12 protein-coding genes are annotated in these 14,134 nt (G+C 71.0%); 9 read left to right on the top strand and 3 right to left on the bottom strand.

Annotated features, from left to right (window positions below; all coding sequences use genetic code 11):
* Window positions 1-37 precede the first annotated feature (37 nt).
* The 3 genes from BIV03_RS05565 (at window position 38) to BIV03_RS05555 (ending at window position 3,205) form a co-directional block, all read left to right on the top strand.
* On the top strand, window positions 38-991 hold the full coding sequence (locus BIV03_RS05565; RefSeq protein ID WP_070418641.1) for an ROK family glucokinase: 954 nt from the start codon (window positions 38-40) through the stop codon (window positions 989-991).
* A gap of 32 nt (window positions 992-1,023) precedes the next feature.
* Window positions 1,024-1,764, top strand: a complete 741-nt coding sequence (locus tag BIV03_RS05560) for a 1-acyl-sn-glycerol-3-phosphate acyltransferase (protein ID WP_070418642.1) — start codon at window positions 1,024-1,026, stop codon at window positions 1,762-1,764.
* Window positions 1,765-1,861: 97 nt separating this feature from the next.
* Window positions 1,862-3,205: a class II 3-deoxy-7-phosphoheptulonate synthase gene (locus tag BIV03_RS05555; RefSeq protein WP_092387865.1), complete on the top strand. Its 1,344-nt coding sequence runs from the start codon at window positions 1,862-1,864 to the stop codon at window positions 3,203-3,205.
* Between the two features lie 500 nt (window positions 3,206-3,705).
* Here BIV03_RS05555 and pknB read toward each other — a convergent pair whose 3' ends face one another.
* Together pknB and BIV03_RS05545 are read right to left on the bottom strand one after the other, a co-directional pair.
* Complete coding sequence (pknB, locus tag BIV03_RS05550; RefSeq protein WP_071294951.1) at window positions 3,706-5,730, bottom strand: Stk1 family PASTA domain-containing Ser/Thr kinase; 2,025 nt, start codon at window positions 5,728-5,730, stop codon at window positions 3,706-3,708.
* A gap of 136 nt (window positions 5,731-5,866) precedes the next feature.
* Window positions 5,867-7,099: a LysM peptidoglycan-binding domain-containing protein gene (locus tag BIV03_RS05545; RefSeq protein WP_254790748.1), complete on the bottom strand. Its 1,233-nt coding sequence runs from the start codon at window positions 7,097-7,099 to the stop codon at window positions 5,867-5,869.
* Window positions 7,100-7,271: 172 nt separating this feature from the next.
* Between BIV03_RS05545 and BIV03_RS05540 the strand changes: the two genes are divergently transcribed.
* The gene (locus tag BIV03_RS05540; protein WP_254789630.1) at window positions 7,272-7,628 is read left to right on the top strand and encodes an Rv2175c family DNA-binding protein; all 357 of its coding nucleotides are present in this window, start codon (window positions 7,272-7,274) and stop codon (window positions 7,626-7,628) included.
* 72 nt (window positions 7,629-7,700) lie between these two features.
* On the opposite strand, the gene BIV03_RS05535 is transcribed toward BIV03_RS05540, so the two are convergent.
* Window positions 7,701-8,819, bottom strand: a complete 1,119-nt coding sequence (locus BIV03_RS05535) for a polyprenyl synthetase family protein (RefSeq protein WP_070418645.1) — start codon at window positions 8,817-8,819, stop codon at window positions 7,701-7,703.
* Window positions 8,820-8,902: 83 nt separating this feature from the next.
* Here BIV03_RS05535 and BIV03_RS05530 point away from each other — a divergent pair, with 83 nt between their 5' ends.
* From BIV03_RS05530 to BIV03_RS05510, 5 genes are all read left to right on the top strand, one after another.
* On the top strand, window positions 8,903-9,298 hold the full coding sequence (locus BIV03_RS05530) for a DUF3040 domain-containing protein (protein WP_070418646.1): 396 nt from the start codon (window positions 8,903-8,905) through the stop codon (window positions 9,296-9,298).
* A gap of 845 nt (window positions 9,299-10,143) precedes the next feature.
* Window positions 10,144-10,575, top strand: a complete 432-nt coding sequence (mraZ, locus tag BIV03_RS05525; RefSeq protein ID WP_022906684.1) for a division/cell wall cluster transcriptional repressor MraZ — start codon at window positions 10,144-10,146, stop codon at window positions 10,573-10,575.
* A 106-nt stretch (window positions 10,576-10,681) separates the two neighbouring features.
* Window positions 10,682-11,647, top strand: coding sequence for a 16S rRNA (cytosine(1402)-N(4))-methyltransferase RsmH (rsmH, locus tag BIV03_RS05520; RefSeq protein ID WP_175475733.1), 966 nt, complete (start codon window positions 10,682-10,684; stop codon window positions 11,645-11,647).
* Between the two features lies 1 nt (window position 11,648).
* Complete coding sequence (locus BIV03_RS05515) at window positions 11,649-12,302, top strand: hypothetical protein (protein ID WP_070418648.1); 654 nt, start codon at window positions 11,649-11,651, stop codon at window positions 12,300-12,302.
* 57 nt (window positions 12,303-12,359) lie between these two features.
* Window positions 12,360-14,129 (top strand): penicillin-binding protein 2, encoded by a 1,770-nt coding sequence (locus BIV03_RS05510; RefSeq protein ID WP_083295312.1) that lies wholly within the window; start codon window positions 12,360-12,362, stop codon window positions 14,127-14,129.
* The last annotated feature ends 5 nt before the right edge of the window (window positions 14,130-14,134 follow it).

The following is a 14,134-nucleotide window of genomic DNA, read 5'->3' as shown; positions in this document are numbered from 1 at the left end:
TCCGTGTGGACGCAGGGAACCGGTAGGCTCGTTCCTCGTGCACGCCATCGGAATCGACATCGGGGGCACCAAGATCGCGGGAGCGGTCGTCACGGAACTGGGCGAGATCGTCGCCGAGGACCGGGTGGCCACCAACGCTGCGGACCCGGACGCCATGCTCGACGACGTGGTCGCGATGGTCTCGCGACTGCGCGCCGCGAACGAGGTCAGCGCGGTGGGCGTCGCCGCGCCGGGCTTCATCGACGCCTCGCAGTCGATCGTCTACTACACGCCGAACATCCGGTGGCGGAACGAGCCGCTGCGCCAGAAGCTGCAGCAGCGCATCGGTGACCTGCACATCACCGTGGACAACGACGCCAACGCGGCGGGCTGGGCGGAGTTCCGCTTCGGTGCCGGTCGGCTCGTGTCCGACATGACCATGCTGACGATCGGGACCGGCGTCGGCGGTGCGATCGTCACCGAGGACCGCCTCTTCCGCGGGGGCTTCGGCACCGGTGGCGAGATCGGCCACCTCCGGATCGTGCCGAACGGCCTCCCGTGCGGCTGCGGCGCCCGCGGCTGCATCGAGCAGTACGGCTCCGGTCGTGCCCTGCAGCGCATGGCGAACGACGTCGCGGACGCCGGCGGCATCGGTTCCGCCCTCGCCGACGCGCGTGCGGCCAACGGCGGCGAGCTCGACGGGCACATCGTCGGCGACCTGATCCTGGCCGACGACCCGGGGGCCCTCGCGGCCCTGCGGCGGCTCGGTCGGCACCTCGGCGAGGCCTGCGCCTCGCTGTCCGCCGTGCTCGACCCGCAGCTCTTCGTCTTCGGCGGCGGCGTCGCGAGTGCGGGGGACCGGCTGCTCGACCCGATCAAGCAGGCCTACCTCAACAACCTGCCGGCCCGGGGCTACCACCCGGAGCCGGACTTCGTGATCGCCGAGCTCGTCAACGACGCCGGTGTCGTCGGCGCGGCCGACCTCGCTCGGATCCACGCCCGCACGGCGTAGGGTCGCACCACCCCACCGTCTCGGAGTCGACGATGACCTACTGGCTGCTGAAGAACTTCCTGCTCGGGCCGCTCATCCTCACGCTCTTCCGGCCGTGGGTCGTCGGTCGTGAGCACGTCCCCGCGAAGGGACCGGTGATCTTCGCGTCCAACCACATCTCGTTCATCGACTCGGTGATCCTGCCGGCCGTGCTCGACCGCCGGCTGTCGTTCCTGGCGAAGAGCGACTACTTCACGGGTCGCGGGCTCAAGGGCTGGGCGACGAAGACGTTCTTCAACGCCATCGGCCAGCTGCCCATCGACCGCTCCGGCGGCAAGGCGTCCGAGGCGTCGCTCCGGACCGGCCTGCAGGTCCTCGCCCGGGGTGAGCAGCTCGGCATCTACCCCGAGGGCACCCGCAGCCCGGACGGCAAGCTCTACCGGGGCCGGACCGGCATCGCCCGCATGATCCTCGAGGGGCGCGTCACCGTCGTCCCGGTCGCCATGGTCGGCACGCGCGAGGTGCAGCAGATCGGGCAGCGCTTCCCGAAGTTCAAGCGCGTGGGCGTCGTCTTCGGCAAGCCCCTCGACTTCTCCCGCTTCGAGGGCTTCGAGACCGACCGCTTCATCCTCCGCAGCGTCACCGACGAGGTCATGCACGAGCTCGCCGGGCTGAGCCGCCAGGAGTACGTCGACGTCTACGCGACGAGTGTCAAGGAGCGTGCGAGCACGGCGCGCGAGCAGGTCCTCCGCGGCAAGGTCACGCGGAATGGGCGGGGCACCTCGGCACGTTAGGATTCGATGGTTCCGGCATCCGCCCGGACGGCCATCCCTTCGAGAGGTACCACCCTTGTTCGAGTCGACCGACTTCGTCGCCCTGCAGGATCCGGACGTGATCGAGGGCCTCGACTACTGGCGGACGCTCCCGATCAAGCAGCAGCCCACGTGGCCGGACGCCAGCGCGGCCGAGGCCGCCTCGGCCGAGATCGCCACGCTGCCCCCGCTCGTCTTCGCGGGCGAGGTCGACAAGCTGCGTGAACGGCTCGCGTCGGCGGCCCAGGGCAAGGCGTTCCTGCTGCAGGGCGGCGACTGCGCCGAGACGTTCGCCGGTGCCACGGCGGACTCGATACGCGACCGTGTGAAGACCATCCTCCAGATGGCCGTCGTGCTCACCTACGGTGCTTCCATGCCCGTCATCAAGATGGGCCGCATGGCCGGGCAGTTCGCCAAGCCGCGCTCGAGCGACTTCGAGACCCGCGGCGACGTCACGCTGCCCGCCTACCGCGGCGACATCGTGAACGGCTACGACTTCACGCCGGAGAGCCGCCAGGCCGACCCCCGGCGCCTCGTGCAGGGCTACCACACCGCTGCGTCGACCCTGAACCTCGTCCGCGCCTTCACGCAGGGCGGGTTCGCCGACCTGCGCCAGGTGCACTCGTGGAACAAGGGCTTCGCGTCGAACCCGGCGAACGCCCGGTACGAGCACCTCGCGAAGGAGATCGACCGCGCGATCCGCTTCATGGACGCCTGCGGTGCGGACTTCGACGAGCTGAAGCACGTCGAGTTCTACGCCTCGCACGAGGGGCTGCTCATGGACTACGAGCGCCCGATGACCCGGATCGACTCGCGGTCCGGGCTCGCCTACGACACCTCCGGACACTTCATCTGGATCGGTGAGCGCACCCGCGACCTCGACGGCGCCCATGTGGACTTCCTGTCCCGCGTGCGGAACCCGATCGGCGTCAAGCTCGGCCCGACGACCTCGGTCGACGACATGAAGGCCCTGGTCGACAAGCTCGACCCGAACCGCGAGCCGGGGCGCCTGACGTTCATCACCCGCATGGGCGCCGGCAAGATCCGCGACGAGCTGCCGAAGCTGCTCGAGGCGATCAAGGGCATGGACGCCAACCCGCTGTGGGTGACGGACCCGATGCACGGCAACGGCCTGACGACGCCGACCGGGTACAAGACTCGCCGGTTCGACGACGTCGTGGACGAGGTCCTCGGCTTCTTCGAGGCCCACCGCGAGGTCGGCACGTACCCGGGCGGCATGCACGTCGAGCTCACCGGTGACGACGTCACGGAGTGCCTGGGCGGCTCGGAGCAGATCGACGAGGCGACCCTCGCGACCCGCTACGAGTCCCTGTGCGACCCGCGGCTGAACCACATGCAGTCGCTCGAGCTGGCGTTCCTGGTCGCCGAGGAGCTCGGCGCCCACCCGCACGTGCGCGCGTAGCGCGTAGCGCGCCAGCGGTTCGCGAGAGCGACAGGGTCCTGCGGAGTCTCCGCGGGACCCTGTCGCCTCGGCGGCACGGGCTGCGTCGCGATGCGCACGTCCGTCGCTTTCGCGCCGTGGTCGCCACGACCGTGGGACGGGAGGCGCGGTGCCAGTCCGCACCGCGCCTCCCGTCCGTCACGCGCTCGTGACCCCGTCGTGCGGGCCGAGTCTCGCAGCGCCGCCGACGGCCGCGGCGTGCGAGAGCGACAGGGTCCTGCGGGGTCTCCGCGGGACCCTGTCGCCTCGGCGGCACGGGCTGCGTCGCGATGCGCACGTCCGTCGCTTCCGCGCAGTGGTAGCCGCGACCGTGGGACGGGAGGCGCGGTGCCAGCCCGCACCGTGCCTCCCGTCCGTCACGCGCTTGCGGCCGGGGCCGAGACTCGGCCCGGCGGACAGTTCGGGCCGCGCGAGGGCGCGGAACTGTCCGCGGGGCCGAGACTCGCCGCCGCGCGGTGCGCCTACTGCTTGTAGGCGAGCGTGATCGTGTCGCCGCGGTGCACGGTCGTGCCCGCCGCCGGGTCCGTGGACTCGACGGGGAGCGAGGCCTTCCAGTCGTAGAAGCCGCACAGGATGTTCGTGCAGTCCGGCACCGAGACCTTGAGCCCGAGCGCGTCGAGCGTCGAGGTGGCGTCGTTGATCGTCTTCCCGTGCACGTCCGGCAGCGTGATGGGCGCCGGACCCTTGGACACGACGACGTCGATCGCGGAGCCCCGCACGACGGGATCGTCCTGGGCCTTCGCGGACATGATCTGCCCCTCGGGCACGTCGTCGCTGAACTGGCCGTCCTGCGAGCCGAGCGTGAGCCCCACCGTGTCGAGCGTCGCCGTGGCGTCGCTCACGGACTTGCCGACCACGTCCGGGACCGCGCCGAGGGAGACGGTGAGCGTCACCGGGCCGCGTTCGCCGTAGGTCTCGACCGTCGAGAGGTCGATCGTCTCGCCGTCGGTGCCGAGACCCGTCGCGGCGATGACGGTGTCCTTCGGGGCGTCGGCGGAGAACTGGTACTGGTCGTCCTGCAGCTGGAAGTCGTCATCGAGCGCCGCGGTGACGGTGGAGAGCGGCTGCCCGACGATGGCCGGCAGGGCGATCATCTTCGGCCCGTTCGACACGACGATCTGCACCGAGGTGCCCTTGCGGACCTCGCGCTCGGCGGCGGGCTTGGTCGTGGAGACCTGGCCCTTCGCGACGACGGCGTCGAAGCGGGTCGCGGTCGACGACGCCGTGTGGAGGCCCTGCGCCTCGAGGAGCTGTCGTGCCTGCGAGACGGACTTGCCCGTGACCTCGGGGATGCGGACGTTGCCCCACGGTCCGGGTCCGAGCGCCCAGCCGATCGAGCCGCCGATCGCCATGAGCACGAGGACGACGACGAGGATGATCCACCCGCGCTTGCGACGCTTGGTCGACTTGTCGGCGAGCCGCTGTCCGGCAGGGGAGAGGGCTCCTGGCTGCGACCCGGTCCGGCGGGGACCCGGAGCGTTCCGGCCACCGCGGCCGCCGGGCTGCTGGGCCGACGAACGCTGGGCCGGTTCGAGGATGGTGGTGGCGTCGCCCGAGTCCGCCGAGGTCGGCGTCGCGGACCCGGCGGGGATGATCGCGGTCGCGTTCTCGGGCCGCAGCACGGCGGTGCGGTACTGACCGGTGGCACGCTGCTGGTCGCCCGACATGTGGTCGAGCATCTCGCGGGCGTCGCGCGGCCGGTCGTCCGGGTTGCGGGCGGTGGACCAGGCGACGAGGTCGTCGAGCTCCGGCGGGACCCCGGCGACGGCGGCGCTCGGCGCGGGGACCGAGTCGTTGGCGTGCTGGTAGGCGATCTGCATCGGCTGCTCGCCCTTGTAGGGCTGCTCGCCGGTGAGCATCTCGTAGAGCATGATGCCGAGCGCGTAGATGTCGCTGCGGGAGTCGGCGGCACCGCGCGTGACGAGCTCGGGGGAGAGGTACGCGATCGTCCCGAGCAGGGCCGCCCCGGTCGCGGTGTTCGCCGTGGTCGCACGGGCGAGACCGAAGTCGCCGAGCTTGATGCGGCCGTCGTCGGCGAGCAGGACGTTCTCGGGCTTGAGGTCGCGGTGCACGATGCCGGCGCGGTGGGCCGAGGCGAGCCCGGCGAGGACGGCCCGGAGGATGTCGGTCGCCTGCTCGGGCGTCAGCGCGTGGTGTTCCTGCAGGAGGTCGCGGAGCGTGATGCCGGGGATGTACTCCATGACGATGTACGCCGTGTCGTCCTCGGCGCCCTGGTCGTACACGCCGACGAGGTTCGGGTGGGAGAGCCGGGCGGCCGACCGGGCCTCTTGGATGAAGCGCTCCCGGAAGGCCTGGTCGTCGGCCAGGTGGCCGTGCATGATCTTGATCGCGACGCGCCGCTCGAGCCGCACGTCGGTCGCCAGGTACACGGTCGCCATGCCCCCGCGCGCGATGCGGGAGCGTACGCGGTACCGGTGATCGATCATGCGACCGATCATCGGATCCGTGGCGGCGTTGGTGGTCATCGGCGGCATTCTACGAATCGGGACTGCACGGACCCGCACTGACGCTCCGGTCGTGACCGAATCTCGATCTTGCGGATGACTCGGTTCCGCCGAGCGGCCAGGCGTGCGAGCGCGCGCGACGGCCCGGCGGCCTGGCTCAGAGCGACGCCAGCAGTCTCTGCGCGGTCTTCTCCCACTGCGCGTACGCCTTCGGGTACGCCGACACCTGCACGGCCTGCGCCGCGGTCGTGACGTTCATCGACGACCACCCGGCGATGTCGAGCAGCCCGCGGGTGTGCCCGGGGTTGCCCGTGAAGAACCGCTTCGCCGCCGTCGCCGGGTCCTGCAGGGCCGCAGCGGACCCCCAGCCCTGGCTCGGACGCTGCTGGAACAGCCCGACCGAGTCGCGGTCCCCGTGGGAGAGGTTGCGCAGGCTCGACTCCTGCATCGCCGCGGCGAGGGCGATGACGATCCCGTGGTCGGACACCCCGAGGGACCGGCCGACGGCCACGATCGTCGCCGCGTTGCCCCGCTGCTCGGCGGAGAGCGACGGGCCCGACGACGGCAGGACGAGCGTCTTGCCGGCGTAGATCGTGCTCGTGTAGGTGAGGCCGTTCGCCGAGAGGAGCGCCGAGACCGTAACGCCGTGCGAGGCCGCGATCGAGGCGATGGTGTCACCCGTCCCGATCTTCACGCTGCCGGCCCGGGCCGGCGACGCACTGCCGGAGGTGGAGGCCGGAGCGGACGTGACCGCCGCCACCGGCGCTGCCGTCGCACCCGCGGTCGGCACCCGCAGCGTCTGCCCGGGGTAGATCACCGAGCGCTGGGAGAGCCTGTTCGCGCTGAGGAGCGCCGTGGTCGACACACCGACGCGCGAGGCGATGCCGGACACCGTGTCGCCCTGCTTGACGTGGTAGCTGCCCGTGGCCGAGGTCGTCGACGACGCCGTGCTGACCGCCGGCGTCGAGGAGAGGTGCAGCGTCTGCCCGGGGTGGATGATCGTGTTCCAGCCGAGGCCGTTGCGCACGAGGACCTCCTGCGCGGACAGGCCGTAGCGGGCGGCGATGCCCGACACGGTGTCGCCCTGGCGCACGGTGTAGTTCGTGGGCACAGCCGTGGTGGGCGCCTTCGTCGAGACGGCGGCGACCGTGGTCACGGTGGTCTGCGACGGACGGGCGACCGCGGTCTCGAAGACCGGTCGATCGGTCACCGTGCGGTCCTCGTCGACGTGCCGCTTGTTGCGGTTGTCGTCGTCGTGGCGCGGTTCGGCGTGGGCGACCGGGCCGGTGAGTCCGGCGGTCACCGCGATCGTCCCCGCGAGGACGATGGGCATGGTCGCGAACCGGGCGGATCGTGCGCGCCGGGCGTCTTCGTCTGCAGCGTTGTCCACGGTGTCTCCTGTTCGAGCGGTGAGCCGTTGCACGTGCGTGCGCACTCACAGGTGTTCCCACGCTGGCATGGCGTGATTCCCAAGTCAACCAGAGAGTCGGATGTTGCGTGTGTGACGAATGTGACGAACGAGTCGGTGTGGTGTCCCGTCGCACTCTGGCAACATGGGGCCTGTGAGTGCTGCACCCATCGACGACACGACCCTTTCCGAGCGATGGCTGACCGTCCCCGACCTGGTGGACCTGCTCGGGGTGAGCCCCGGACGCGTCCACCGGCTCTTCGAGCAGAAGACGCTGCTGGCCGCGCGCATCGACGGTGTCCTGCGTGTGCCGAGCGAGTTCCTCGACGACACCGAGCCCCTGCCGGAACTGCGCGGGACGCTCATCGTCCTGTCCGACAACGGCTTCACCGACGACGAGGCCGTCCGCTGGATGCTCTCCGTCGACGACGCGATGGGCACCTCGCCGATCGCCGCGCTGCGCGCCGGCCGCAAGGCCGAGGTGCGTCGCGTCGCCCAGTCGCTGCTCTAGCGGTTCCCACCTCGGGTCCAGGAGGCGCGGTGCCAGCCGGCACCGTCCCTCCTGGCATGCAGGTGGGGGCGTCTACGCGGAGCGGCGGCTGACCGTGTCGGCCAGCGCGACGAGCTGCTCGCGCGCCGACGGGGTCAGCGGTGCCGCCTCGATCGCGGCCTTCGCGCGCTGCACGTGCCGCTCGATCGACCGCTCGACGGCGGCGACCGCACCGGACTCGGTGAGCGTCGCGCGGAGCATCTGCACCTGCGCCTCGTCGAGGTCCGGGTCGCCCAGGAGCTCGTCGAGCAACTGCCGGGGACCACTCGGCAACGCCTTGCGGGCCGAGGCGATGAGGACGGTGCGCTTGCCCTCGCGCAGGTCGTCGCCGGCGGGCTTGCCGGTGACCTCGGGGTCGCCGAAGACGCCGAGCATGTCGTCGCGGAGCTGGTACGCCACGCCGAGGGGGAGGCCGAACGCCCGGAGCCCCTCGAGCTGCGCGTCCGACGCCCCGGCCACGAGGGCACCGATCACGAGCGGGGCCTCGATCGAGTACTTCGCGGACTTGAAGACGATGACGCGCTGGGCCCGGACGAGGTGTTCGTCCTCGTCGATGGTCGGCCAGGCGGTCTCCTCGTGCACGTCGAGGTACTGCCCCGCCGTGACGTCGAGGCGCATGGTGTGGAACTCCTGGCGGACGATGCGGCCCCGCGCGGGGTCGAGCAGGGCGAGCCCCTCGTCGAAGACCGAGTCGCTCAGGGAGAGCAGGAGGTCGCCGAGCAGCAGGGCCGAGTTCGTGCCGTAGAGCGCCCGGTCGCCGACCCAGCCCGACTCCTCGTGGAGGGACTCGAACCGGCGGTGCGCTGCCGGACGCCCGCGGCGGGTGTCCGAGCGGTCCATGATGTCGTCGTGGACGAGCGCCGCAGCGTGGAAGATCTCGAGCGCGGCCGCGACCGTGACGATCGCCTCGGCCGTGGTCTGCCGGGACCCCTCGCCGAGCGGGTCGAACGAGCCCGACCGCCCCGCGACGGACTGCCAGCCCCAGTAGCAGAACAGGGCCCGGAACCGCTTGCCCCCGGAGAGCAGATCCCGCGCGTACTGGTCGAACGGAGCCAGGTCCGGACTGATCGCGGCGAGCCGTTCCCGTTGGTCGTCCAGCGCCCGATCGATCCGCGCCGACACGAGGTCCACTAATCGCGTACTCTCAGCCACACTCCCTACCCTAGTGGAGCGGTCGAGTCGTAGACTCGGTCCACCTCAACCACGCGTCGATCCCAGGAACAGAGGGAACAAAGATGCCACTCTCGGAGCAAGAGCAGCGCCTCCTCGAAGAGATGGAGCGCAGCCTCTACCAGAATGACTCCGACTTCGTCGCGCGTGTCACGCGTCGCCAGGGTCGTCCGACGTACACGTCGATCACGCTCGGGGTGCTCGGAGCACTCGCAGGCGTCGCCATCGTCATCGTCGGGTTGGTCATGCGCCAGCCGCTCATCGGGATCCTCGGCTTCGTTGTGATGCTGGCCGGAGTCCTCTTCGCGCTGCGTCCCGGTATGCGAGCCCCCAAGGCGAAGGCGCCACGGGCCGGCAAGCCGTCGACGGGCGGAGCCTCGCGGCCGAGTCAGGGCGGCGGCGGGTCCTTCATGGACCGGATGAACGACCGCTGGGACAAGCGGAACGACAACCAGGGCTAGCGGCCCTCCACACTCCTCCACGGGGTCGGTCCTTCGGGGCCGGCCCCGTTTCGTGCGTCCGGGGTGGGTCGGGGTGCGCCGGGTCGGCGGGCGCCGCGCCGACTGTGCGGAACACGCCGCGACCCGTTCGGCGACCGGGCGAAATCGGTCCCGCTCAAGCCGGCGCAGCGGCCGATCGTGCCCGCTCGGCGGTCCGCATGCGGCGGGTAGCGACCGCTCGGTGAGCGGGTGAAACACGTCCCACTCGAGGCCGCGCAGCGGCCGATCGTGCCCGCTCGGGGGTCCGCGCGCGGCGGGTCGTGACCGCTCGGCGGCCGGGCGAAATGGGTCCCGCTCGAGCCCGCGCGGCGGCCGATCGCGCCCGCTCGGAGGTCCGCGCGCGGCGGGTCGTGACCGCTGGGGCGAGGCGGTGCGTGCCATCGGACGGGAGGCGCGGGTCGGCGCCGCACCGCGCCTCCCGTCCCGCAGGTGCCGGCTCAACGGGCGCAACACGCCGCCGGCCAGTCGCCGAGCGGGCGCGAAACGGCCCGCTCGGCGCCGCCGAGCAACCGGTTCCGCCCGCTCGACGACCGGCACGGGCCACGGGAGCCGCCGCCGCGCCGCGGGAGTGCGCCCCGGAGCTGTGGAAGTCCTCCACTTCCCTCCACGCGCTCCACATCCCTCCACCGGGTCCTCGATCCCCGTGGATTCGGGCCTCTCCGCGCTCGAGCGCGCCGGAACTGAGCCTCCATCGACCCCAAAACAGGGCACGACGGCGATTTCGGGAATGATTTCCGCACCGTGGGGAGGGGAGTGGAGTAAAGTGGGGGACACAACGGTCCGGTGGAGCGGAGGGGAGGCCCGACGTGCTGCTCGGTACCCATGCCCCGAAGCTCGACGAGAAGGGTCGCGTGATCCTCCCCGCCAAGTTCCGGGACGAACTGTCCGGGGGCCTCGTGATGACCCGCGGGCAGGAGCGCTGCGTCGTCGTCTTCAGCGCGGACACGTTCGAGCAACTGCACGAGCGCATCCGCACCGCACCGATGACCTCGAAGCGCACCCGGGACTACATGCGCCTGTTCCTCTCCGGAGCGAGCGCGGAACAGCCCGACAAGCAGAACCGCGTCACCATCCCGCAGAACCTCCGCGAGTACGCGGGGCTCGAGCGGGACCTGACGGTCATCGGCTCCGGTGACCGTGCCGAGATCTGGTCGACCCCCGCGTGGGAGGCCTACTACGCAGAAGTCGAAGAGGGCTTCGCCGACAACGACGAGGAGGTGATCCCGGGGATCTTCTGATCCGTGGATCGGGACTCCCAGCCGTGCATCCCTGACACCCCTTCCCCGGTGTCAGGTCGCATGGATGGGGATCCGGACCCGCGGCCCGGAGGACGAGGGGCTGCACATGGCCGAGAACGAGACGGGCGCACAGCGCTTCCCCCACACCCCGGTGATGCTCGAGCGCATCGTCGACCTCTTCACGCCCACCCTCGAGGGGCCGGGCAAGGTCGTGGTCGACGCGACGCTCGGCATGGGCGGCCACTCCGAGGGGCTGCTCGAGCGCTTCCCGGAGCTGACGCTCATCGGCCTCGACCGCGACACCGACGCGCTCGGCATCGCGGGGGAGCGGCTCGCCCGCTTCGGTGACCGCGTCCGCCTGGTGCACACGGTCTACGACGGCATCGTCGACGCGATCGAGGGCGAGGGCTTCGACGAGGTCGACGGCGTCCTGTTCGACCTCGGTGTCAGCTCCCTGCAGCTCGACCGGGCCGAGCGTGGCTTCGCGTACAGCCAGGACGCACCGCTCGACATGCGGATGGACCGGACCGAGGGGCAGACCGCCGCCGACGTCCTCGCCACCTACGACGAGGGCGAGCTGCGCCGGATCTTCCAGCGCTACGGCGAGGAGAAGCTCGCCGGTCGCTACGCCCGGGCGATCGTCGAGCGACGGGTGACCGCCCCGTTCGAGATGTCCGGCGACCTCGTGCAGGTCCTGCACGACGCGACCCCGGTGGCCATCCAGCGCCAGGGACACCCCGCGAAGCGCGTGTTCCAGGCGCTGCGCATCGAGGTGAACGCCGAACTGAGCGTCCTCGAACGGGCGATCCCGGCAGCGCTCGACGCCATCGCGGTCGGTGGCCGCATCGTCGTCGAGTCGTACCAGTCGCTCGAGGACCGCATCGTCAAGCGGGCGCTGACCGCACGGACGAAGTCGAGCGCACCCGCCGGCCTGCCGGTCGAACTGCCCGAGCACCGGCCGACGTACGAACTGGTCGTCAAGGGCGCCGAGCAGGCCGACGAGGCCGAACGCGCCGCCAACCCACGAGCAACGCCCGTGCGCCTGCGCGCGGCCGAGCGGATCCGGAAGTGACATGAGCACGAACCTCGCACTCGTCGACCCCGCCGTCGTCCCGTCCCGCGCCCCGCGTCCGACGCGGCAGAACCGGCCGGAGCTCGTCGAGGTCACCCCGACGAAGGCCCAGCGCCGTGCCCGCCCGCGCATCGCGTACGCCGTGGTGGCGGTGGCCGCCCTCGGCATCCTGCTCCTCGCGCAGCTCGGCATCAGCATGGTGCTCAGCCAGGGCGCGTACACGCTGAACTCCCTCAGCGCGGAGCAGACGAACCTCTCCCGCACGCAGCAGTCGCTGTCCGAGGAGCTGCGGGTCCTCGACTCGCCGCAGAACCTGGCCCGCAACGCGCAGGCACTCGGCATGATCGCGAACTCGACGCCGGTGTACCTCGACCCGAAGACCGGCCGGGTGTACGGCACGCCGACCCCGGCGGTCGCGGACCAGGCCACGGCGGCGACCTCGAACCAGGTCCCGAACTCGCTGCTGGACGAGGTGCCGCTCGCCGCGAAGCAGGGCGACACCTCCACCAGCAAGGAGAGCGGGCCCACGGCGGGCAGCGACGCCGCCGCGGCGGACGCTGGGAAGACCGCAGGCGCCAGCGCGTCGGCCGGGGCTTCCTCGACGGCCGACGTAGAGTCCGACCCGAACCAGCTCCAGGCCCCGTCCACGCGGTGACCTGCGGGCCGGGGGCCCTGCCGCACGACCGCTCCACCCCGGGAAGGACCGCACCGCGTGACGAAGACGATCCGCAGCCGACGACTCCGCTACAGCGTCGTGATGATCGCCGTGATCGCCCTCGTGGCGGTCTTCGTGATCCGCCTCGTCGACATCCAGGTGGTCCAGGCCGCCGCGCTCAACGAGCTGTCGAAGGAGAAGCGGAGCATCCCCGTCACGATCTACGGCACCCGCGGGTCGATCGTGGACCGCAACGGGACCGAGCTCGCCGACAGCGTCACCCGGTACAACATCACGACCGCGCCACGGCTGGTCAAGAAGTTCGAGGGCAAGCTCGGCGGCACGCGGGTGAAGGACGTCTCGGTCGACCAGGCACTGACGGCACTGGCGAAGGCGTCGGGCGGTGACGTCGCCACCATGCAGAAGAACATCGCGGCCAACCCGCGGTCCGACTTCGCCTACCTCGTCAAGGGCCTCGACGTGAAGCACTACGAGGCGGTGACCGCGCTCGACATCCCCTGGATCTACAAGGAGCAGCAGGCGTCACGGGTGTACCCGACGGGTGCGACGGCCGGCAACATCACCGGCTTCATGGGCACCGACGGCGCCCAGGCCGGCCTCGAGTACGCCTACGACAAGTGCCTGGCCGGGTCGAACGGCTCCGAGACGTACGAGCGCGGGTCCGACGGTGTCCAGCTCCCGGGCAGCACCGTGACCACGAAGGAAGCCAAGGACGGCGGGACCGTCGAGACCACGATCGACAGCGACCTGCAGTACATGGCCGAGCAGACGATCGCGTCCGCTGCGAAGTCCCTGCAGGCCGAGTCGGCGACGGCGACCGTCACGAGCGTGAAGACCGGCGAACTCCTGGCCGTCGCGGACTACCCGACGGTCGACCCGAACAACGTCGACGGCACGACCGACAAGGGCGCGTTCGGCTCCCGGGCCCTCACGGCCACGTACGAGCCCGGGTCAACGATCAAGGCCGCCATCGCCGCCGCCCTCATCGACCAGGGCAAGTCGAGTCCGACCGACCAGGCCGTCGTGCCGTACACGCGCTCGTTCCCGTGGGGCGGGTCGATCCACGACTCCGAGTTCCACGACACCGAGAACCTCACGCTCACGGGGATCCTCCAGAACTCCTCGAACGTCGGGATCACCGAGCTCGGCGAGCGACTGACCGCCCAGCAGCGGTACGACTACATGCAGAAGTTCGGCCTGTTCGAGCCCGAGTCGGCGATCGACTACCCGGGCCAACCGTCGATGGACTACGGCACGAGCCCGAACTGGGACCAGCAGACGAACATCAACTCGATGTTCGGCCAGGGCATCTCGACGACCGCGATCCAGGTCGCGAGCATCTTCCAGACCCTGGCGAACGACGGCGTCCGGATCCCGCTGCACCTCGTCAAGGGCTGCGAGACCGCCGACGGCAAGACGATCGACGCGCCCGACGTGCAGCCGACGCGCGTCGTGTCCGCGAACGCCGCGACGCAGGTCACGGACATGCTGCAGAGCGTGGTCACCGGCGGCACCCTCGTGGGGATGAAGCCGATCTCCGGCTACAACATCGCCGCGAAGACCGGTACCGCCGAGGTCGCCGAGGGGTCGAAGGGCTACGGCGGCCAGCGCATCACCTCGGTGGCCGGAATGGCACCCGCCGAGGACCCCCAGTATGTTGTCACGGTGACGTTCACGAAGCCGCAGGCCAACAAGTGGTCCAGCGGAGCGGCTCCGGCGTTCCGAACTCTCATGTCCCAGGTGCTCGAGAAGTACCGAGTAGCCCCCTCCACGACGCCGGCGAAGACCTACCCGACCACGTGGTGAGGAAG

This window comes from Curtobacterium sp. MCBA15_016, from assembly GCF_001865105.1.
In the GTDB taxonomy this organism is placed as follows: domain Bacteria; phylum Actinomycetota; class Actinomycetes; order Actinomycetales; family Microbacteriaceae; genus Curtobacterium.
This window is presented reverse-complemented; position numbering and strand designations above follow the sequence as displayed.